At 58.5% G+C, this 21,129-nt stretch carries 16 protein-coding genes and 1 riboswitch; of the genes, 3 read left to right on the forward strand and 13 right to left on the reverse strand.

Translation table 11 applies throughout. The features are described 5' to 3' along the window. Positions 1-78: 78 nt before the first annotated feature. A complete protein-coding gene (locus ACFO3S_RS03645) occupies positions 79-2,319 on the reverse strand; it encodes a helix-turn-helix domain-containing protein (RefSeq protein ID WP_378092367.1) in 2,241 nt (746 codons plus the stop codon). A gap of 138 nt (positions 2,320-2,457) precedes the next feature. On the opposite strand from ACFO3S_RS03645, the gene ACFO3S_RS03650 reads away from it, so the two are divergent. Further along, positions 2,458-3,252, forward strand: coding sequence for a S1C family serine protease (locus ACFO3S_RS03650; RefSeq protein ID WP_378092370.1), 795 nt, complete (start codon positions 2,458-2,460; stop codon positions 3,250-3,252). Positions 3,253-3,432: 180 nt separating this feature from the next. On the opposite strand, the gene ACFO3S_RS03655 is transcribed toward ACFO3S_RS03650, so the two are convergent. The 4 genes from ACFO3S_RS03655 to ACFO3S_RS03670 all read right to left on the reverse strand — a co-directional run bounded on the left by ACFO3S_RS03655 (position 3,433) and on the right by ACFO3S_RS03670 (position 8,334). Further along, positions 3,433-4,221, reverse strand: a complete 789-nt coding sequence (locus ACFO3S_RS03655; RefSeq protein ID WP_378092373.1) for an IclR family transcriptional regulator — start codon at positions 4,219-4,221, stop codon at positions 3,433-3,435. A gap of 64 nt (positions 4,222-4,285) precedes the next feature. Then, complete coding sequence (locus ACFO3S_RS03660) at positions 4,286-5,599, reverse strand: aspartate aminotransferase family protein (RefSeq protein WP_378092376.1); 1,314 nt, start codon at positions 5,597-5,599, stop codon at positions 4,286-4,288. Beyond that, positions 5,589-7,079 carry a M81 family metallopeptidase gene (locus ACFO3S_RS03665; RefSeq protein ID WP_378092378.1) on the reverse strand — a complete coding sequence of 497 codons (1,491 nt, stop codon included), beginning with the start codon at positions 7,077-7,079 and terminating at the stop codon, positions 5,589-5,591. Before ACFO3S_RS03665 ends, ACFO3S_RS03660 begins: the two co-directional genes overlap by 11 nt. A gap of 304 nt (positions 7,080-7,383) precedes the next feature. Beyond that, positions 7,384-8,334 carry a tyrosine-type recombinase/integrase gene (locus tag ACFO3S_RS03670; RefSeq protein WP_378092382.1) on the reverse strand — a complete coding sequence of 317 codons (951 nt, stop codon included), beginning with the start codon at positions 8,332-8,334 and terminating at the stop codon, positions 7,384-7,386. Between the two features lie 113 nt (positions 8,335-8,447). Here ACFO3S_RS03670 and ACFO3S_RS03675 point away from each other — a divergent pair, with 113 nt between their 5' ends. Both ACFO3S_RS03675 and ACFO3S_RS03680 read left to right on the forward strand, forming a co-directional pair. Beyond that, positions 8,448-9,029: an HD-GYP domain-containing protein gene (locus ACFO3S_RS03675; protein ID WP_378092385.1), complete on the forward strand. Its 582-nt coding sequence runs from the start codon at positions 8,448-8,450 to the stop codon at positions 9,027-9,029. A gap of 29 nt (positions 9,030-9,058) precedes the next feature. Then, entirely contained in the window at positions 9,059-10,174 is a 1,116-nt protein-coding gene (locus ACFO3S_RS03680) for an HD-GYP domain-containing protein (RefSeq protein WP_378092388.1), read from the forward strand. A 212-nt stretch (positions 10,175-10,386) separates the two neighbouring features. Continuing rightward, positions 10,387-10,472: riboswitch (cyclic di-GMP riboswitch) on the reverse strand. Between the two features lie 84 nt (positions 10,473-10,556). On the opposite strand, the gene ACFO3S_RS03685 is transcribed toward ACFO3S_RS03680, so the two are convergent. The 8 genes from ACFO3S_RS03685 to ACFO3S_RS03720 all read right to left on the reverse strand — a co-directional run bounded on the left by ACFO3S_RS03685 (position 10,557) and on the right by ACFO3S_RS03720 (position 21,072). Further along, positions 10,557-11,192 carry a hypothetical protein gene (locus ACFO3S_RS03685; RefSeq protein ID WP_378092391.1) on the reverse strand — a complete coding sequence of 212 codons (636 nt, stop codon included), beginning with the start codon at positions 11,190-11,192 and terminating at the stop codon, positions 10,557-10,559. Between the two features lie 119 nt (positions 11,193-11,311). After that, positions 11,312-12,670: an aspartate aminotransferase family protein gene (locus ACFO3S_RS03690; RefSeq protein ID WP_378092393.1), complete on the reverse strand. Its 1,359-nt coding sequence runs from the start codon at positions 12,668-12,670 to the stop codon at positions 11,312-11,314. 13 nt (positions 12,671-12,683) lie between these two features. Beyond that, positions 12,684-14,120, reverse strand: a complete 1,437-nt coding sequence (locus ACFO3S_RS03695; RefSeq protein ID WP_378092395.1) for an aldehyde dehydrogenase family protein — start codon at positions 14,118-14,120, stop codon at positions 12,684-12,686. Between the two features lie 33 nt (positions 14,121-14,153). Next, positions 14,154-15,512, reverse strand: coding sequence for a 4-aminobutyrate--2-oxoglutarate transaminase (gene gabT, locus ACFO3S_RS03700; RefSeq protein WP_378092397.1), 1,359 nt, complete (start codon positions 15,510-15,512; stop codon positions 14,154-14,156). Between the two features lie 15 nt (positions 15,513-15,527). Continuing rightward, positions 15,528-17,003, reverse strand: a complete 1,476-nt coding sequence (locus ACFO3S_RS03705; protein WP_378092399.1) for an aldehyde dehydrogenase family protein — start codon at positions 17,001-17,003, stop codon at positions 15,528-15,530. A gap of 122 nt (positions 17,004-17,125) precedes the next feature. Continuing rightward, a complete protein-coding gene (locus ACFO3S_RS03710; protein ID WP_378092401.1) occupies positions 17,126-19,366 on the reverse strand; it encodes a DUF4832 domain-containing protein in 2,241 nt (746 codons plus the stop codon). Positions 19,367-19,474: 108 nt separating this feature from the next. Beyond that, entirely contained in the window at positions 19,475-20,791 is a 1,317-nt protein-coding gene (locus tag ACFO3S_RS03715) for an ABC transporter substrate-binding protein (RefSeq protein WP_378092404.1), read from the reverse strand. Then, positions 20,788-21,072, reverse strand: coding sequence for a hypothetical protein (locus ACFO3S_RS03720; RefSeq protein WP_378092407.1), 285 nt, complete (start codon positions 21,070-21,072; stop codon positions 20,788-20,790). The genes ACFO3S_RS03715 and ACFO3S_RS03720 overlap by 4 nt, the downstream gene beginning before the upstream one ends. Between the last annotated feature and the right edge of the window lie 57 nt (positions 21,073-21,129).

The following is a 21,129-nucleotide window of genomic DNA, read 5'->3' on the forward strand; positions in this document are numbered from 1 at the left end:
AAGGCAGCCCGGGCCGTCGCCCGGGCTGCCCAGTATGAAGGCTGGTCCGCCAAACCGTTTTCCACCGACATACGATTTTCACTCCGCCCTCCGTCTGGCGAAGTCCTCGCGGTATTCGCTCGGCGAACAGCCGGCAATCCGGCGGAAGACGCGGCTGAACGAAATCGCGTTCAAGTAGCCGACCCGGTCGGCGATCTCCTGAACCGAGAGGGTCGTCTCCTCCAGCAAGCGGCGGGCGTGTCCCATGCGGACGTCGATGAGGAAATCGACGAATTTGCCGCCGGACTGTTCCTTGAACAGCTTGCTGACGTATTTCGGACCGATGCCGAACTTCTCTCCCAAATATTCGAGCGACAGGTTCGGATCGTGATAATGCTTCTCGATATACTTGCGCATCTCCCGAATGATCGCGGCATGCTGACGCTTGTCCTGCTCCTCCTGAAGCTTGACGGCCAGCCCGGTCAGAATGCGCCCGCCTTCCTCCTTCATTCGCTCCAGCGAATGACAGGCGCCGACGATTTCGTTAAGCCCGGGCAGGCCGTCCGTCTCCCAGATGTCCTGGAACTCCCGCGGCGTCGTCGCCATCTCTCGCCTCATATAGTAGAGGAAGTAGTTCATCAGATTAACGATCTCGTCCTTCGTCAGCATCCCTTGCTTCATCTCGTCGAACCACGCGTCGAACCGCCCCTTCCAATCGCCCTCCAGCATCCGGTACGATTGCGCGATGGAACGGATCGCGTTCAGATGCGCAAACACCTCAACCTGGCCTTGGGCGGCCGTCTGTCCGTAATCGATGAGCCGGTTCTGGCCCAATGAAATTTTGTACTTCAACGCTTCGAGCGCGCTCTTGAACGATGGAGGGATGTCGGAGAGCTGCCTGGCCGGCGCGCCGATGCCGATCGTCACCGTGAACTTGAGATGCTGCTCCGTCCAGCTTCGGACATGGTCGAGGAAGTCGAGCATCGCCCGCCGCCGCTCCTCGTCATCCCCTTGCTTCAGGAACGCCATCACGCTGAGCTGAATCGCCGACGTCCATTCCGTCCACAGCTCGCAATCATGCTTGGAAGCCATCTCCTGGATCATGCTGCGCAAGGAGAACTTCAGCAGGTTCTGGTCCCGGTGCGAATATTTGCGGCAAAACTCCGCATAGTCGTCCATCTCCACGACGAACACGAGCTGCTCACCGGACGGCGCCGGAAGCTGCAGACGGTCGGCTTCGCCCCGCCAGACGTCGAGCGTCAGCTCGGGATGGCCTTCGATGAGCCTGTGGAACAGGTTGCTCGTGTGCAAATGACGGTCTTCGTTGTGCTTGCGCCGATACTGGTTGGACTGCTCGATGATATTTTCCAAGGCCGTCTCGATAAATGTAAACTCGTCGCCTCGGCCCTCCCTCGAGGAACCGCCGGATACCGAGGCCGCATAGCCGCGGACTCGCGAAGCGATCTGCTCCAGCGGCCTGGAGTTGCGCCTCGTCACGTAGACGAGCCAAATAAAGCTCAGCGCGATCATCAGCAGCCCGACGACAAACCAGACGTTATACAGGGACGAGACCAGCTGCACGAGCCTCCCGTTGATCAGCCCGCTCTCGTACGACCAGTCCGTATAGCTCGATACGTGGTCGGCGAACACTTTGGCCGTCTTCGCTTCCGGCTCCAGGTCGGGGAACAGACGATTGCCCTCGGCGTCGCGAATGCGAATGAAGCTCGATTCCGGATCGTACAGGCTCGCCACCATGCTGCGCAGCGCGCTCGTCGATACGTTGACGACGATCATCCCCTTGTCGCTGGCGATGAACGGCACGCCTCTGACCAAGCTGACGACCGGCTTGCCGTCGAGAAGGGAAAACTCCTTGAATTCCCGCGGCCCCGTCCATTTCTTCGCCAACGTGCCCCGATGCCGGATGATGAACGGACGATCCGCGTAGCCGTCCAGCTTGTCGCTCGTCGACGTGCTCAGCACGAACTCGTCCTCGAAGCGGTACAGATAGATCGAATCGATGATCGGATACGACAAAATAATTCCTTTCATCTGATCGACCGCGCTGATGTTCAAATACGCGTTGCTGTCCGCCCCCCCGTCGAAAAAGCCGGTTAACTGCTTGTTGTAAATGATCTCCAGCATGATCGCGCTGTCGATCGCCTTCAGCGCCGCGTCGATCGAGCGCATCGCCTGGATCGAAAGCTGATTGTTCGCCTGGGCCGCCTGCTTGCGGTTCTGTTCGCTGAGCAATTGAAAAAACACGAAGAACGAGAACGTCACGACGATCAGAAAAATCGGCATGTAAGACAGCAGCAGCCGGACAAACCAGGTTTTCCGCATAGGCACCCCACTCTCATTGAGATGTAAGCGCTTCAAATTAATGTTGTTATGTTTATTCGGCATGGCTGCCGCTTTTTCCTACGACGCCGTATGTTACAATAACTGGACAAGAGCGGAGAAAACGAGGAGGGGAAGCTCATGGATAAAAAACCTTATGACGATCCCGAGACGGAAGATTGGGAATGGGAGGAGGATGAGGAGGAATCCGCGGAAGCGCAGCAGGCGGCGGCCGCCCGGCGCAGGAAAATCAGAAACGTCGTCGTCTCCCTGCTCGTGCTCGCCCTGATCGGCAACGTGCTGGCGTTCTGGCCGCAAATCTACAACAGCGCGACGCTCCCCTTCCTGTTCAAATCGAAAGAGCTGTCGACCCGCGAAAACGTGCAAAGCTATAAAGAGGCGGTTGTGCTCGTCAGCACGGATAAAGGAAAGGGAACCGGCTTTCACGTGGATGGCGGCTACATCGTGACCAATCATCACGTGATCGAAGGGGGAGCGTATACCGCGGTTAAATTCCCGGGAAATGATCGGGCGTTCGAGGCCGAGCTCGCCGGCTCCGATCCCGAGTTGGACATTGCGGTGCTGAAGGTGGATGCGGGCGAATACGAGCTGCCCTCGATCTCTGTCGAGCGCGAGTGGAAACCGGGAGAGCATGTCTATATCATTGGCAACCCGCTCTATTTCACGCAAATCGTCCAGGAAGGCACCGTACAGAACCTGTTGCCGATTCAGGGCCGGGACAAGCCCGCGCTGGCGATCGACGCGCCGGTGTTCAAGGGCAACAGCGGAAGCCCGGTCATCAACGGGGAAGGCAACGCGATCGCCGTCGTCTACGCGACGACGGAGCTGGCCGGGGAGGACGGCGCAGGCCGAACCGTCGGGCTGGCCGTACCGCTCGCCGACTTGGGCGGGCTGCTGAATACGATCGGCTATTGAATTGTGACCGAGCTTGCGCGATTCGCGGCTTGATCGGCCCATAGAGCGTGCGGTTGTGCATGGGGCGTTACGCAATGCGCGGTTCGTTCGGCTAACGGGGCGTGATTGTGCTTGGACATTAAGTGATGCGTCGTTCGTTCGGATAGTGGTCCGGTGGTTGTGCTTGGGCGATACGCTCGGCTACTGAGGGGCGTAGCCGAGCTTGCGCGAAACGTGCATGGCCGCCTCGCGAACTTGCGCGGAAATTTCCGGGAGCCGCTCGGCCTTGAAGCGATGCATGGCCCCGGACAGGCTGATCGCGCCGACCGGCCTGCCCTCCGGGTCCAGCACCGCGGCGGCGACGCAGCGCGCGCCTTCGACGATCTCCTCGTCGTCCAGCGCGTAACCCTGATCGCGGATTCGCTGCAGTTCTTCCGCGAAGCGCTCCGGCGCCCGGATCGTATTCGGGGTGAGCGGGTTGAGTCCGTATCTGCCGACCAGTCTGTGAGCCTCGTCGGCGGGAAGCTTGGCCGCGATCGCCTTGCCGATCGCCGTCGCGTGGAAGGGCGACCGCGAGCCGATCGAATCGGTCATCCGCAGCGGATGCGTGCTCTCGATAATTTCCACATACAGCACCTGGCCGTCGAGCAGCACGCCGAGATTCACCGTATCGCCGTAACGCTCGGACAGCTTCTTCATCTCCGGCAGCGCTGCCGAGCGCAGCGAACTGCGCTCCAGCAGGTTGCGCGTCAGCATCAACTGCTTGTAGCCGAGGCAATATTTGCCGTCCTCGTCGCTGCGGCTGATGAACCCGCGGTTCTCCAGCGTCAGCACGATCCGGTACGTCGACGACTTCGGCTGCTCCAGCAGCTCCGTCAGCTCGATCAGACTGAGCGTGCCGTGCTCGGCAAGCAGCTCGATCAGATCGAGCGCCTTGTCGATCGACTGGATCGTGTAGCGTTCCGTTTTATCCGTGATGTTCTGGTTCAAGACGATTGCCTCCTCATATACGACCCCTGTCTCCTATATATGACCCCTGTGAAGCCATGACTCCCTATCCATGCAGTCCGGCCAATACTCGGTCGATGGCGGCCAGCGTCGCCCGCGTCTCGTCTTCTCCGTGCACGGCCGACACATACCATAATCCGCTGGGCCGAATCAATACCCCTTCCGCCAGCATCGCTTCCGCGAACCGGGCGTATTTGGCCGCATCCCTTTTGTTAAACGCGTCGAAATCCTCCACCTTCTCCTCCCTGATAAACATCATATGGAAGACCGGCCCGGCTTGGTTGACCAGCCCGGGAATACGATGCTTCGCGAGAAGCGAACGGATGCCTTCGACGAGCCGGTCGGCCGTCCGCTCCATCCGGACGAAGGCGCTGCCTCCGTCCTTGATCAGCTCGCGCAGCGTCGCAAGCGCCGCCGAAGTCGCCGCCGTGTTGCCGTTCAGCGTTCCCAGATGGGCGACCTCTCCGCTCTCGATGAGCGCCATCATCTCGGCCTTCCCCGCCACGCCGCTGATCGCTGCGCCACCGCCCAGCGCCTTGCCGATCGTGACCAGATCGGGCATCACTCCAAGCTTGCCGTGCGCTCCGCCGAGACCCAGCCTGAAGCCGGTAATGACCTCGTCCAGAATCATGACGATGCCCAGCTCCCGGGTCAGCTCGCGAAGCTTCTCCAAGTAACCCGGCTTTGGCGGAATGCAGCCGTTGTTGCACATGATCGGTTCGGAGATGACCGCGGCGATCGCGTCCTTCTGCTCGCGCAGCGTCCGTTCCAGCGCGCCGGAGTCGTTCCACGGCAGCAGCACGATGTCCTGCAGGCCGAGCTCGGACTGGCCTCCCGTCCCCGGCGTCACATTCTCCGCCCGGACTGTCGCCGCCTGCTTCATATCCGGGCTTGGAAAAGAAGTGAAGATCGCGTCCGACCACCCGTGATAGTGGCCGTGAAAGCGGACGATCTTCGACCTGCCTGTATACGCGCGCGCCAGGCGCAGCGCCAGCATGACCGCCTCCGTGCCGGAGCCGCTTAACGCCACCCGCTCGGAGCAAGGCAGAAGCTCGTTGATCAGCCTCGCCAGCTCGATCTCCCCGGTGTGCTGCAGCCCAAACGCGACGCCGCGCCGAAGCGCCTCGCCCACCGCCGCCGCCAGCGACGGGTGAGCATGACCGAGAACGAGCGGGCCGTATGCGAGCAAATAATCGATGTACTCGTTGCCGTCCACATCCCTCACGTAAGGACCGCTGCCCGATACGGCGAACAGAGGCGTCGGCTTCATCGCGGCCCTCAGCGTCGACGCGACGCCGCCGGCCAAATGCCGCTTCGACTCGGCGAGCAGCTGCCTGGACCGGTCCGTTCTAATAGACATGTACCGTTCCTCCCCATTCTTCTGCCGTCAACGCCCCCGCCGGGATGGCGGCGGCGCTGCGATACTCGAAATGTCCGAGATTCGCGCTGCAGCACCCGGGCGAATCTACATGGACGACCCGCTTGGCCAGCGGTCCGAAAGCGGTCTGCCAGGCGATCGCCGATTTGACGACGAGGATATGATAATGCTCCGGATTCAGACCGACGCTGGCAATATGCCCCGGATCCCAAGGCGCGACCCGCCGCTCCGTCAGCACGATCGTCAGCCTGCCGCATTCCAGAACGGCAGTACGGCCCATATCCGCCTGATGGCCGGTCATGTAAGGGCCGATGTGGCGGTACCGGCCGTTGAACAGAAGGCGCACCGTCCCTCTCACCGCCACAGGCTTCCCGTGGAGCTCCCCGCTCGCTCCGCCGACCGGGCCCCGGAACTCGGCGCCCACCCCCAGCTCGCAGGCCCGGGCGACCGCCCTCTCGTCGCGGATCACGATGAGCGCCGTTCGCGGGACATTCGTCAGCCGAGACAGCAGATAGGTGGCGTCTCCGGGCGCTCCGCCGCCTACATTGTCCGAGCCCTCCGCCAGAATAACCGGCCCCTCCCGCTCGGCCAGGGCGGTCTCGACCGCTTCCTGCGGAGGCAGCGCGCCCAGGCCGAATTCGCGTCTTAAACGGACGGCAGACGCAGCCAGTTCCGCCGCACACCGCTCGGCCAGACCGGGATTTCCGTCCGTCGTGACGACGAAGGCCATTCCCGCGTCCGGAACGTCGCTGTACGGAAACCCTCCGGCCACCGTCACGTTCAGAACACCGGGAGCGTTCTCCATCTCAAGCGCCTTGCTCATCAATTTCTTCATGCCGCCTTCATCGGTCCTCATCGCCTGCGGAACGACGAGCATGCCCGTATGCGCATAGGCGCGAACGGGAGCGATCTCGCCGCTCACGAGCCGGACGAGAAGCCCGAACGCCTCTACGGCCCGTTCGTACATATCGACATGCGGATATGTGTCGTAGCCGACGAGAATATCCGCAAGCCGAACCATCTCCCGGCTGACGTTGCCGTGAAGATCGATCGTCATCGCGATCGGAAATTCGCGGCCGAGCCGGGCCCTCAGCCGGGCCAGACATGCGCCCTCGAGGTCTTCGCTGCGCTCGGAAACCATCGCTCCGTGCATGATGAGCACCAATCCGTCCGCATCCGGGTCGACAGATGCCGCCACTTCCTCGATCAGCGATTCCGCAGCCGTTTGTTCGATCATTCCGCTCGGCGTAGCCGCCGCATACAGGCCCGGCGCAAGCCGCGCTCCGTGCGCCCGAGCGGCGTCGACGACGCCGCCCATCGAGGTTCGCGTCCCTTCGTAACGAAGACGGAACGCTTCCTCCCCGACAACCCGCTCACCCTGGAAATCCGCCTCGCCCGTCTTTCCCGGAGCGAACGTGTTCGTTTCATGGAAAATCCCTGCAACGGCAATTGTGAGAGCCATTCCGCCCACCCCTCGATTCCGTTTCGCAACCATGTCATTCCCATTTGGTTTCATTGTTCAAAACCTATGTTTTAATATAGCGAACATATCACACCTCTTTTTGCTTGTAAATCCTTCCACTGCGAAAAAAAACGCCCCGTAAGATAACCTACGGAGGCGGTTGCAAAATCCGGGCTTGCCCGGATCAATCCATGTATGTATAACGGCGAATAGGGTATGATAATCATGTCGAACAATAGTGATTGTTCGACATTTTCTGTTTAATTATCCCTGCTTTGTTACTCATTATAAACGACCAAACTCTTCATAACAATACATTTTTCAGCACATTATGCATGCTTTCGGCTACGAAATCGGGCGCCGTTTTCTTCATCAGCTCGACCGTATGCAGGTAACGCTGCGTCGTGTTGATCTGTACGTGGCCCAGCGTCTGCTGCACTTGCTGGAGCGACGCGCCGTTCAGGAGCGCCATAGTGGCGTTCGTATGACGGAGCCAATGAGGGGTTACCGGTTTGGCGATTCCGCATTCCTTGCTCGCCCGGCTGACGATGCGTTCCACCTGACGAATCGTAATCGGAAAAATCCGGCTGTGGCGGTCCACATACGAATCCCCTTGCAGACTGCGCTGGACGGACGGATCGTTATGCAGCTTCCATAGCGCCTCCGGCATTTTCACCTGTCTGGTCTTGCCCCCCTTGCCATTCGCGACCGTCAGCCATGCGCCGCTTTCCAGCGGATCGGACACAAAATCGCTCCATTTCATCTGTACCAGCTCCGAAACCCTCAGTCCCAGTATGACCATATAAAGAACCATCATCCACTCCCTGACGTTTTTGGAGCTCAAGTGGGTGAGCAGCCTGACAAGCTCTCGTTGAGTCAGAAAATGATGACCGCTAGTTACCTGAACTTTAGGCAGTCGGATGGACGAGGCGGGATTATGCGCGAACAAGGCGATATTGGCGTTGCTTCCCCATCTGTAAAAAGAGCGCAGCGGAGCGATCAAGCTGGCGATCGTCGAAGCGGTAAGCGGCTTGCTCGTGAACGTCCCGCGCAGAAGGGCCGTCTTGTATCGCTCCATGTCATGCCAAGTCGCTTCGCTCAATGGGGTTGTCCCGATGAACGAGCGAAAAAGGCGAAGCGCCCGTTCGTAATTGCGAATCGTATTCGGGCGGTGGTACCCGGCGAGGAAGCTGTGGATCATCCGTTCCTCGTCCATGCCGACCGCTTCGTCCAGAGGCTTGCGTTCCGCGTTCATGAATTTGTCGACTCCTTTCTACTTAATCAACTTCGAACAATCACTATTGTTCGACCTCGCTTGTTCAAGCGGCTCTGCACGATGAATGTATTTAAGGAAGGAGGGCTTCGCAGGTGCCGAACTCGATCCGTTCGGAGCTGAAAGCCACCGGGCTGCGGAAGGATCCTATCACTTTCTCGCACAGTGTACGGGTAGGAATGTTGGCGCAAGCGGCGGCCAGGGAGCTAGGGATGCCCGAGGACGATAGACGGATGTTCACGATTGCCTGCAGCTTTCACGATATCGGAAAACTGCTCATCCCTCACTCTCTGCTCGCCAAACCCATTGCTCTCGACGACGCGGAACAGGCGCGGATACGGGAGCATCCCCTTCTCGGAGTGCGGCTGATTCGTCAGCTGGGCTGGCAGGACCCTCGAATGATTGCAACCGTACGCTCTCATCACGAACGCTGGGACGGAACGGGGTATCCGGACAAACTTCGCGGCGAGCTCATTCCGCAATGGGCCCGCATGTGCGCCGTCTTCGATTCTTTCGACGCCATGATTCAGCCCCGCCCCTACAACCGGGTCAAGACGGTTGCGGAAGCATCGGACGAGCTTAGAAGGCAAAGCGGAACTCATTTTGACAAAGCCTGCGTCGAGCTGTTTCTCTCCATTCCGGAAATTAAAGTAGAAAAAATACGGCGTTATCGTTGAGTAACGCGACTGAAGGCAGGATGAGAACTATGAAACCAACAGCCACCTACACTCTCCGTCCGGGACAAACGCTGGCTAAGCCGGTGTTGAACAAGAATGGAATGGTTATGCTGGGCGCCGGAACGCAGCTCACCGACAAGTATATCGAAAGATTGCGAACGCTCGGCATTACGGACATCTATGTCGAAGATGACACCCCGCGCCGACCTCAGCCAATCGAGCACAGTCCCCCGGCAGCCTCCGCGGACAAGTCGGCGCGCAAGAGAAGCGCGTCCGCCTCCGGCAAAGCGGTCGACGAAGCGCTCGAGGAGCTGATCCGAGAGCCGTTGATCCGCCAGCAATTATCCGTACCGATGCTCGGAGACCGCTTCCTCTACATGTACCGGAGCCTGCTGGCGGAAATATCCGATCATCGCTTCATTAAAGAGCAGCTGGCCCAGCTTCATCTGAAGGATCCCCTGCTGTTCGAGCATACGCTGAACGTCGCGACCTTATCGGCGATTATCGGTGCCGCCAAGCAATACTCGATCGAGCCCCTTCACGATCTGATCGTCTCGGCTCTTCTGTTCGACATCGGCATGATCCGTCTTCCCGACGAATTGCTGACCAAGAAAGGAGCTTTGACAGACTACGATCGCAGGCTCATCGAACGCCACACGGTCGAAGGCTATCAGATGCTTGTCCATCGATCCGACTTGCCCGGTGCAGCCGCGATCTGCGCCCTTCAGCATCATGAACGATACGACGGCTCCGGTTATCCGTCGGGACTCGGCCGTTCCCAGATTCACGAGTTCGCCCAGATCATCGCCCTGGCCGACACCTACGACGCCCTCGTCTCCCGGCGGCACCACCGAAGCTCCTATACGCGACGGGACGCAGTCGAGTTTCTGCTCGGCTCCGGCGATCGGATGTTCGATCTGTCGCTCGTCAAGCTGTTTATCAAGCACATCTCCATCTATCCGATCGGAAGCCGCGTTACTCTTAACAGCGGGCAGACGGCTGTCATCACCTCGGTCGACGCCTCCCTCGTCCAACGTCCCGTCGTCAAAATCATCCGCGAGAAAGACGGCAGTTATGTCGCTTCCCCTTACGAGATCGATCTGAGAGTGCAGTACGATCTGGTCATCGTCGACACCGCCCTGTAATCCAAGCCATAACGCCGTCGGCCTCCTCTAGACGCAAAATCGCGTTTTTGTCCGAGGTGATTCAGATAAGGATAGCGAATTTTACCCTTTCTGAATCACCAAGCCTAAACGGCTCGCGCCGTCTTTTACCCAAAAAAAGACCGTTCCGAAATCAGGAACGGTCTACTTAATCATGCTGTTGACATACTGGCTGCTAGAGAGATCCGGTCATTTTCGGCGGCTCAGCTGCCTTGGGATTTATCCTTTAGGCCTGAAGCTTTGCGTCCCCGTCTTTCGAGCGGGTTTGCCCTTATCGTTATGTCCTTGTCGAACTCACGAACATTATACCTACAAACGACTTCCTATTCAATACTATAGTAGGAAGACTTTTGTAGGATCGACTTCACCGCTGTTCGTCGAACTTTCGCAAGGTTCCTGAACGAAACGCCGTTGGCCAACAGATGACATCGATAGAGAAAAAGTCTTCTTTTTCGACATTTTGGCGGTCGAGCCTTTTATTCGCGCGGTATACCTGGTGAACGCCAAGACCGAGCGCATCTTTTCCTCCCTGGAAGGGGTGTCCGATTTCTTCGATTTTTCGGATCCGGCTCTGCTTCGGGCGATAACGGAGGAAAAAGTCCAGGAATATTTGCTTCTGCTGGATAACGAATACCCAAGCAAAATTGTAATTGTCGACGACACCGGGAAACGGAACGGTTACTATACGGCGGGCGGCAAGCGGTGGAACTGGAACGGTACGGAGGATAACGGGGGCGCGGTTGTACGACGATATGGCGAATTCCGAGACAGACGGCGAATTCGTATAGGCGAACCGGGAGTCGGGACTGAAGGAAGAGCTGTACGACAATGCCGATTTCACGAGTCTGGTCAGGGTGAGAACGGACGATCGATCTGCTCGGCAGATACGTGGACGGGGTTCACTTCTATTTTCATTCAATTGAATTGAAACGAGAACCGGGTTAAGCTTTACCGCAAAACTTCCGGAACGTTGACGCTGCTGCAAGCAACGCCGATTCAACTGAATCCCCGTCCGACGCATCAGATTGTGCTATCGTGCCATGGCCCGGACATCCGAGGGTTTGTAAACGGCGGCGAACGGGTAGCGTCTGTCACGCGTATCGCTGCTGGATCGCCGATTCATTCGAACAGCGCCGCCACGGACTCGCGGAATATTGTCGTGTGATAGTCGATATCTTCCGGAGCCGTCTTGAAAGAGATCAGCGCCATGTTATGGAACGGCGTCATGAGAATGCCGCGGTTCAGGGCTGCCAGGTGCATATACCGGTCCAGCTCGTAATCGACGGCGGCGGCGGCTTCCCCTCCGTTCTTCGGCGGCGTGTCGCGGAACCAGTATTCCGTCCGGCAACCGAGACTCTTCACGATCCACGGCAGACCGTACTCCCGGATGACCGATTCGACTCCTTCGGCAAATCGGGCAGCCAGGGCGATATTCCGATCGAACGACTCCCGGGTCAGAACATGCTCGAGCGTTGCCCGCATGGCTGCCATCGACAGGGCATTGCCGGCGAGCGTGCCGCCGATTCCGCCGACATCGGCGCCTTCTTTGTCGATCGAGCCGCGGATGCGCCGCGCCACTTCTTCGCTGAATCCGTAAACGGCCGTCGGGATGCCGCTGCCGATCGCTTTGCCGACTGTCAGCATGTCAGGCTTCAAACCATGGGCGCCGGTGTATCCTCCGGGACCGGCGGACATCGTATGCGTTTCGTCGTAAATCAGCAGCGTGCCGGTCCGGCGGGTGATTTCGCGCAATGCGTCCAAATATCCCGGCTCGGGATGAATGATGCCGATGTTGGTCATGACGGGTTCCGCGAGCACGCAGGCCACGTCGCCGGGAGCGAGCGCTTCTTCCAGTGCGGCGATATCGTTGAATTCGACGACCTTGGTCGTGCCGGCCGGGTCGGTTTGGGGACCGATATTCCCGTAACGGGAAACCGTCCGCCCGTCCTTCAATGTGGCGAACGACTCGTCCACCGTCCCATGATAGCAATAATTGAAGACAAGCACGTATTTCCTCTTGGTGATATGGCGGGCCAAACGCAGCGCGAAACGGTTCGCGTCGGTGGCCGAGACGGCAACCTGCCAGTAAGGCAGGCCGAATCTCCGGGACAGCTCTTCCCCGACCCAGACCGCATCCTCGGTTGGCAGCATGAAGGTAACCCCGCGCCTCACCCGGTCCACAATGGCGGGCATCGCCCCTTCGGGAGCGTGTCCCGTCATGGACCCCGTGTCCCCCAAGCAAAAGTCGATGTAACGGTGTCCGTCGACATCATGAATATACGCGCCGGAGCCTTCCGTCGCGAAGACGGGAAAGCTTCCGGCCCACTTGACCATCCAATTCATCGGAACGCCGTCGATCATGCTGGCTTTCGCGCGTTCGAACAGCGTCCTGGATTTCGGGTGGTCCCGCTCGAACCTTTCGAGCTCCTCCGATAGCAATCGCCGCAGGCGATCTCGGTTGACCTGCTTGCCGTTCATGGGCATCCATCCTTCATCGGTTGTATTCGTTGCGGTTAATGACGACAAGCTTCAATTCCGTCATTTCCTCGATTGCGTACTTCACGCCTTCCCTGCCTATTCCGCTATGCTTGACTCCGCCGTACGGCATGTTGTCGACCCGGAAAGTCGGGATATCGTTGATCATGACGCCCCCGACATGAAGCCGGTCCGCGGCGTCGAGCGCGGTTCGCAAGTTGTCGGTATAGATGCCGGCCTGAAGGCCGAAATCGGAATCGTTCACGAAATCGATCGCTTCGTCTACCGAATCCACCCGATGGATCAGGACGATTGGGGCAAATGCTTCCTTGCAGGATATTTGCGCCCGCGGTCCGACATTCAGCAGAACCGTCGGCTGCAGCACGCCGCCTTCGGCCTTGCCGCCCGCGGCGACGACTCCTCCGTGCCGCTTGGCTTCCTCAATCCAGTCGAGCGAGCGCTGCACGTCTTTGACCGTGATCATCGCGGAGATGTCCGTGCCGGGATCGAGCGGATCGCCAAGCCTCAATTTTCCGGTTTCTTCGACGAACTTGCGGGTAAATTCCTCGAACTTCTCCCCGACCACGTAAATCCTCTGGAGCGAGATGCACACTTGGCCCTGGAAAGCGAATGCGCCGGTGACGCACCTTGAGATCATCGTATCGATCCGGGAGTCCCGGTCTACGATAACGGCCGAATTCGAACCAAGCTCCAGAGTCACGCGTTTCAGACCTGCCTTGGCGCGGATCGAGATGCCGACTTCCGGGCTTCCGGTGAACGTAATCTTGGCGATCCGGGGGTCGGTCACGATCCAATCGCCGATCGTCTTCCCGCTTCCGGTCACGATGTTCAAGGCGCCGGCGGGCAGCCCCGATTCAGCCAGCAGCTCCCCGATGAAATAAGCCGAGAGCGGCGTCTGGTTAGCGGGCTTCAGCACGACGGGGTTGCCCGCCGCGATTGCCGGTCCGACTTTATGGGCGACCAGGTTCATCGGAAAATTGAACGGCGTGATCGCGCCGACTACGCCGACCGGTTCGCGCACGGTATACGCCAAACGGTTGTCCCCGCCGGGCGCCGCGTCCACCGGAACGGTTTCGCCGTGAATCCGCTTCGCTTCTTCAGCCGCAAATTTGTAAGTCTGCACGGTTCGGTCGACTTCCGCGAGCGCGGTCCGGTACGGCTTGGCCGCCTCGGACGCGATCAGCCTGGCCGCTTCTTCCCTTCGTTCGATCAGCTTGAACGCAAGCTCCTCCAGGATGGCCGCTCTTTGATGGGCAGGCATCCGCCTCATGGTTGCCTTGGCCCCGGCCGCGGCTTCAATGGCCAAATTCACCTCGCGCTCGGTGGCCGAGGGAACCTCGGCGATCGCTTCCCCGGAGTAGGGTGAATAGAGGGTGGCGTATCGTTCCGCCGCGACCCATTCTCCTCCTATGAACAGCTTCTGCTTCTTCATGCCGGTCAGTCCCCCCTCCGTCGTTCTCTGTCCTCAGCCGCGAACGGCTTCCTCCTGATGCTCGGCGATCGCTTCGCCGATGATGTCCAGCCCTTCCCGCAGCTGCTCCTCCGTAATGACGAGCGGAGTCAAGAAACGGATGACATGACTGTGAACCCCGGCGCTGAGCAGCACCACGCCTTTCGCGTAACTGGAGCGGACGACCTGCGCCGCAAGCTCCTTGCCCGGTTCGCCCGTTAGCGGATCGGTCAATTCAATCGCGCACATTGCGCCCAAGCCCCGCACTTCCCCGATCGCCGGGTACCGCTTTGCCAGCTCCGCGAAATAACCCCGGATCGTCTTCCCGATTCGCTGGGCCCTACCCGGCCAGTCTTCCCTCTCCATCTTCCCGATCACGGCCAGAGCGGCGGCGCAGCCAAGCGGACTTCCGCCGTAAGTTCCCCCGATTTCGCCGGGATTCGGCGCATCCATGATGTCCGCCCTGCCCACTACGGCACTGATCGGCAAGCCGGCCGCAAGCGATTTCGACAGCGTGATCAGGTCCGGTTCGATGTCGAACAGGGTGCTGGCGAACATGGCGCCCGTCCTTCCGAACCCGGTCTGGACCTCGTCCGCGATGAAAAGGATGCCGTTCTCCCGGCAGATTCTCCAGACCCCTTGGACGAACGATTTCGGCGGCACGATGAAGCCGCCTTCTCCCTGCACCGGTTCCATGATAACCGCCGCGATCTCCTCGGGCGCCGCCTCCGTCAACAGGAAATCCCTGAATTGCCCGACGCAGAACTCCGCATACTGCTCTTCCGACATCGCGGACGGCCTCTGATAAGGATACGGATATGGCGCTTTGTACGTAGCCGGAGCGAAAGGCCCCATTTGAAACTTATAGGGCTTCACCTTGCTGGTCAGAGACATGCCGAGCAAAGTTCTCCCGTGGAAACCGCGCGCGAACGAGACGATGCCCGTCCTCCCCGTGTATTTGCGGGCGATTTTGACTGCGTTCTCTACAGCCTCCGCTCCGCTATTCATGAACATGGCTTTCTTGGGAAAGCTCCCCGGCGTGATCTGCGCAAGCTTTTCCGCCAACGCGACGTAAGGTTCGTACATGCCGACGTGAAAACAGGGATGGATATATCGATCCAGCTGCTTCTTGACCGCTTCGACGACCTCGGGAGGGCAATGGCCGGCGTTCAGCGTTCCGATCGCCCCCGCGAAATCCAGAAACACGTTGCCGTCTACGTCCGTAACCAGCGCGCCCTCCGCTTTCTCGACGAACAACGGATGATTGTTGCCGACGCCTTGGGCCACGTATTGCCGCCTTCTGTCCAGAAGTTCCCGGGTTTTGGGCCCCGGCATGGCGGAGGATACGTTCGCGAATTTTCGTTGTTTGTCCATCATGGATTCTCCTCGTCAGGAACCGTACCAGCCAAGCGGGCTCACCTGGAGGTTCGTGTTGACCTGCTTAACCTCGGTGTATTCCTCGAAGCCGAACGTGCCCAGCTCCCGCCCGATGCCGCTCTGCTTATAACCGCCCCACGGCGCTTCGTTGTAAGTCGGATGATATGTGTTGATCCAAGTGATCCCCGCCCTCAGCTTGCGGATGACGCGCTGAGCCTTGGCCCCGTCGGTCGTGAACACGGCGCCCGCCAGGCCGTATATCGTATCGTTCGCCATCCGGACCGCTTCCTCTTCATCCTTGAACGTCTGCACGACGAGAACGGGCCCGAAAATTTCCTCCTTTACGATCCGCATATCCGAAGTCGCGTCCGTGAAAATCGTCGGTTCCATGAAGTACCCTCCTGCATATTTGTCCCCGGTCAACCGGGCGCCGCCGCAAAGCAGAGTCGCCCCTTCGGCTTTGCCGATCTCGACGTAGTTCAGCACCTTGTTCAGATGGGCTTCCGAAATCAGCGGCCCCATCTCGGTTCCTTCCGCCATGCCGTCCCCGACGACGATGGATTTCGTGCGTTCCGCCAAGCGGTTGATAAACTTGTCGTAGATGGTTTCTTCCAGCAGCAGGCGGGAGCCCGCAGCGCATACCTGGCCGGAATTCGCGAAGATCCCGAACAACGCGTATTCCACGGCGGCTTCGAAATCGGCGTCCGCGAACACGATGTTCGGATTTTTTCCGCCGAGCTCGAGCGAGATTTTCTTCAGGTTGCCTGCTGCTGCCTGCATGATTTGGCGGCCGGTCGCCGTTCCGCCGGTGAAGGCGATTTTGTCCACGTCTCCGTGCGCCGCGAGCGTCTGGCCGACCGTCGCTCCCGGACCCAGCACGAGATTGGCCGCCCCTGCCGGGAAGCCCGCGTCATGGAACGCGCGGAACAGATGAACGGCGGACAGCGGCGTCAGCTCGGCGGGCTTAAACACGACGGCATTGCCCGCGGCGAGAGCCGGAGCCAGCTTCCATGCCGCCATCAGCAAAGGATAATTCCAGGGAATGATTTGGGCGCATACCCCGATCGGTTCGCGGACCACGAACGCTTGCACCGGATCGGAAACCTCGTAGGACTGCCCGTGCGGTTTGGTCGCGATTCCCGCGTAGTAACGGAAGCAGGCGATCGCGTCGTTCACGTCAAATTCGGCTTCCCGCAGCGGTTTGCCATTGTTGAGGGTTTCCATTTTCACAAAGTCGTCTTTTCGGATTTCCAGCAGGTCGGCGACTTTGAACAGCAGACGCGCGCGTTCCGCAGCAGGCGTTCCCCACCATCCTCCCTCGTAGAATGCCGCCTTCGCCGCAGCCACCGCCGCGTTCGCATCGGCTGCGCCGCCTTCCGCAGCTACCGCGATCGCTTTTCCGTTCGCCGGGTTGAAAATCTCCCTCGTTTCCCCCGATCGGGCTTTCACCCATTCTCCATTGATATACATGTTCAACCGCTCGGTCATTTCCATTCCTCCTTTGTCGATGATCATCAAGCGGCATCCGGTCCAGCCCCCGGCGTTCCTCCCAGCTTAAGGAGCTTGCCCGGTTTAGAGGGCAAGCTCCCGATCCGATTCTGAAGTTTGCGCTAATTGAATTCGATCCAGTCCAAGTCCGACACTTCGGTTCCGCTTGCCCGTTTAAATACCGCGTAGACATCGTAGGTCCCCGACACCGCCGTGAAAGTCTTCGCGGTCGTGGCCCAATCGTTCGGCGCGGCCCAACCGCCCGTATTCGGAACATCTACGGTCGTTAACAAGGTTCCCGTCGCGCTTCCCAGCCTGAACTCGATCTGGGCGTCGCTGTGCGGCGACGCCGTTCTGACTTCAACGGCGGTTTTTCCCGTCAAATCCATCCCGTTAAACACCAGGTAATCGCCCGCCGCCGTCCAGCCCGCGTACCCGTTGCCGCTTGCTCCTACCGTCGAGTCCGTCAGCGCGATTACGTTGCCGGATTTGGCATCGAAGCTTTCCGCTTCTCGGAAGAGGGAGGCGCTGTTCGTAAATTGAATCCAGTCCAAGTCCGACACTTCGGTTCCGCTTGCCCGTTTAAATACCGCGTAGACATCGTAGGTCCCCGACACCGCCGTGAAAGTCTTCGCAGTTGTGGCCCAACCGTTCGGCGCGGCCCAACCGCCCGTATTCGGAACATCTACGGTCGTTAACAAGGTTCCCGTCGCGCTTCCCAGCCTGAACTCGATCTGGGCGTCGCTGTGCGGCGATGCGGTTCTGACTTCAACGGCGGTTTTTCCCGTCAAATCCATCCCGTTAAACACCAGGTAATCGCCCGCCGCCGTCCAGCCTGCATACCCGTTGCCGCTTGCTCCTACCGTCGAGTCCGTCAGCGCGATCACGTTGCCGGACTTGGCATCGAAGCTTTCCGCTTCCCTATAGGAAGTGTTGGACGGCGAACCCGATATGCTGACGGTATGGTTCAGTTTGTTGAACCCGGTATTGGACTCCCATAAGTTCGTGTTGGCCATCCGGATGGCGTATTCCGGACGATTGTACAAGGAAGCCGATGAATCCGGCAGATTAAGCAGCACTTCATAGTCCCCCGGAGACATGCCGGGAGGCAACGTCACCGTCTCGTTAATGTTGACCGTCTGTCCCGCCAGCCAGTAGCGCGGATCGGCGGCCAGCTGGATGCGATGCGTCGTGCCGTCGGTCGCATGGCGCAAGACCAACTCTGCGTTCCGTTCGTTGAACGGCGCCGCCCACCCTTGATTCTCCAGCGTGATATTCGCCGTGAACTCGCCGCCCGGGGCGGCGCTGGCGGAATAAGACCCCTCTTGCAATACGAGTCGATAACCCAGCTTCTTCTGAATCTCCTCATAGCAGCCTTCCGATTTAAAACGGTTGATGACGTCTCCATGATAACTGTCATTCAGGAACGAATAGCGGAACAGGGCCAATTCGTTCAATGCAGTCGTACAGCTCGACCTGTCCGTCGGGTTGTCGTTCTCGTCCGTCTCCAAATGGCAGGTTTCTCCGCCCATCGGCACATAGGCGGTGTCGGCGGCTACATATGGATATTCAACCGCCGGATCGATCCATGTGCCCCAATCGTCATCGGACGCCAGGAAGCAATCGTTATGATGGCCCAGCCGCGCCTTGGCCGTTCCCGAGTAAGCTTCGCCGCTCGTAAGCGCGGAAGAGCTGTAGAGCGTTCTCTTATACTTAGGAAGGCGCAACTGCACGAACCGGTCTGCCGGCACCGTCTGCAGCACCATGTCGGCCACCGTTTTGCGGTCGTTCCAATTTTGCTGGGTCAGGTTGTTCGTATCGCCAAAATGGTTGCTGTAGGCCCATTCGCCCCAACCGCCGATAAATCCGGCTTGCACCAGTTCAATGATATCTTTGTTCGCGATCAAATACGGTTCGAGTTGATCCAAGTGCTGGCTGATCCAGCTGATGCTGGCGTCGGTGCCGGACGTATCCTCGCTGTAGCCGAAGCGGACGATGACCTTCAAACCAGCATCGCGCACCGTATCCATTTGCTGCTGGAAGAAATCCAGCGCCGCCTGGCTAATCAGCGAGCTCGTAAAGTCTTTCAGCCAATACATGCAGGTAACGTGCGTGATGTTGTCGTTGATGCGATAGTTTTGCAGGGTGACCTGATTAAAGGCATATTCGCTGCAGGGTCCGCCCTGGCGGTATAAACCGCGCTCAGGATTGGCGATGATATCGGAGCTTTCCGTGTATTGAACCGTAACCATAGGGCCGGCCGCTTGAACGGGGCGCATCGAAAAATGGAGCATCAGCGATAAAAAGGCCATGACGAACACGAGAAGCAGTAAAAATCCTTTTTTGCTTAACCTGATCCCCATCATGTTTTCCTCCTCATGGATTAACATTTGCCAGGCGCTCGCTCATGACGAAGAATGGCATCCAAGCCGCCGTCAGCGGCTTGGATGCTAATCTTGCGATCCGCCGCGTTACGGATTCGCTTGCCGGAACTCATCCAATTGACGCTGCAAATCTTCTTTCACTTTCTCGAAACCGGCTTCATTCAATTTTTGTTTCAATGTGGCCAAGCCTTTGACCGGGTCGACCATGCCGTATTGCAGCGGGAGATAATAAGTCTTCAATACATTTTCAATCGCCGCGAGTTCCGTCTTCATCTTATTCTGGTCGTAGAAGAACATTTGCAGCTCATGCTCCACGATGTTCCCGCTTTTCCATTTGGCGAGAATTTCCTCCTTGATCGGAGGCGTATCCGCGCTCTGGCGTTCCGTCAGCGAATTCCAGCCCCACGGGCATGCGCTTCCCGGGAGGAAGTTCTGGGAATCCGGCAGGCTCTTGAATTGATCTTCTCCGACCGCCTCCCAATGCTTGCCTTCGATTCCGAGATTGGTAAGATCGTGAATTTCCTTGTCGTAACGGAGCAGATCGATCACCATCAAAGCGCGCTCCGGATTTTTCGAGGTGGCATGAATCGCCATCCCGTTGCCGAGATAGTCCCTCAAGAACCGCTTGGCTTCCGGATTAACGTCAATGATTTCCGGCTTCCATTCCGGATGGTCTTTGATGACTTGCGAGGCGGCATTGCTGAGCGTACCCAGATTGTGGGCCATCATGGCCGATTTTCCGCTTTGGAATACGGTAAGCGGATCTTCTTGCGCGACAACGGCGTTTCTCGACCAAATCCCGCTGTCCGCCCAATCTTTCACCCGTTTCAAATGCGCTTCCATTTCCGGCGTATCGTAGACGCTAAAGATGGTCCCGCTCGGATCCGTCATTTTATAGGCCAGTCCTAACAATCCGGTGGTGACTTCATACCATTCATTCGCCTGATAAAGCGCGATGCTGTCAAGCGCGAAAGATTCGGCGGCGGAATAGGCGTTCAGCCCCTTTTCGTTCTTCGCGACCGTTTTTAAGTAATTTCCTAAGTCGTCGATCGTTTGAACAGGCGGTATATTGTACTTTTCGCGCAAATCCCCGCGGATTAAGGACAAGTAATCCACGACTTCAAAGTTGTCGTTGGGAACCATGTAGATTTTTCCGTTGATCTTCGCTTGTTCCCAAGCGACCTTCGGCTGCCTCTCGTAGGTAACGGGGGCATACTTCTGGAGCAGCTCCGGCGTCAGTTCGTAGAAACCGTTTTTGTTAGCGGTTTCATTGTATTTGGCCCAGGATGAGGTGAACACGAGATCGAAATCTTCGTTGGCCGCGAACATCAAAGGATACTTCTGTTCGATATCTCCCCAATTGATAAAGCTGACCTGCAATGTGGCATTGACCCGCTGCTTCACAATTTGTTGACCTCTTCGTATACGAGGTCGAAATCCGCCGGTTTTTCGCCTAACAGCACCATCTTCAATTTCACTTCCTGCGAAATGTCGATGCCGTTCCAAGCGGTCGGCGCCGAATTCGCCCCGGAAGCCGTCGCCGTGGACGGCGCGTCGGACCCTGCCGGTGACGCGGAAGACGTCTCCTTGCCCCCTGAATTGCCGGTCCCGCATCCGGCTGCCATCAGGATGACGGCAAGCAGCATGATGAGCGAAGCATGGAATTTGCGAAAAGAACGCTTCATTTGTTTTACTCCCCCTCAATCGGATTGGATTGCCTATGATAAACCGGTTTCCCGGCA

Origin of the sequence: Cohnella hongkongensis, from assembly GCF_042654645.1 — a bacterium.
Taxonomy (GTDB): Bacteria; Bacillota; Bacilli; order Paenibacillales; family Paenibacillaceae; genus Cohnella; species Cohnella hongkongensis.

Coding starts and splice junctions, on each gene's coding strand:
- ACFO3S_RS03710 (WP_378092401.1), bottom strand. CDS start 19,366: ATGGGGATCAGGTTAAGCAAAAAAGGATTTTTACTGCTTCTCGTGTTC.
- ACFO3S_RS03670 (WP_378092382.1), bottom strand. CDS start 8,334: ATGAACGCGGAACGCAAGCCTCTGGACGAAGCGGTCGGCATGGACGAG.
- ACFO3S_RS03690 (WP_378092393.1), bottom strand. CDS start 12,670: ATGAACGGCAAGCAGGTCAACCGAGATCGCCTGCGGCGATTGCTATCG.
- ACFO3S_RS03660 (WP_378092376.1), bottom strand. CDS start 5,599: ATGTCTATTAGAACGGACCGGTCCAGGCAGCTGCTCGCCGAGTCGAAG.
- ACFO3S_RS03665 (WP_378092378.1), bottom strand. CDS start 7,079: ATGGCTCTCACAATTGCCGTTGCAGGGATTTTCCATGAAACGAACACG.
- ACFO3S_RS03720 (WP_378092407.1), bottom strand. CDS start 21,072: ATGAAGCGTTCTTTTCGCAAATTCCATGCTTCGCTCATCATGCTGCTT.
- ACFO3S_RS03645 (WP_378092367.1), bottom strand. CDS start 2,319: ATGCGGAAAACCTGGTTTGTCCGGCTGCTGCTGTCTTACATGCCGATT.
- gabT (WP_378092397.1), bottom strand. CDS start 15,512: ATGGACAAACAACGAAAATTCGCGAACGTATCCTCCGCCATGCCGGGG.
- ACFO3S_RS03650 (WP_378092370.1), top strand. CDS start 2,458: ATGGATAAAAAACCTTATGACGATCCCGAGACGGAAGATTGGGAATGG.
- ACFO3S_RS03705 (WP_378092399.1), bottom strand. CDS start 17,003: ATGACCGAGCGGTTGAACATGTATATCAATGGAGAATGGGTGAAAGCC.
- ACFO3S_RS03680 (WP_378092388.1), top strand. CDS start 9,059: ATGAAACCAACAGCCACCTACACTCTCCGTCCGGGACAAACGCTGGCT.
- ACFO3S_RS03695 (WP_378092395.1), bottom strand. CDS start 14,120: ATGAAGAAGCAGAAGCTGTTCATAGGAGGAGAATGGGTCGCGGCGGAA.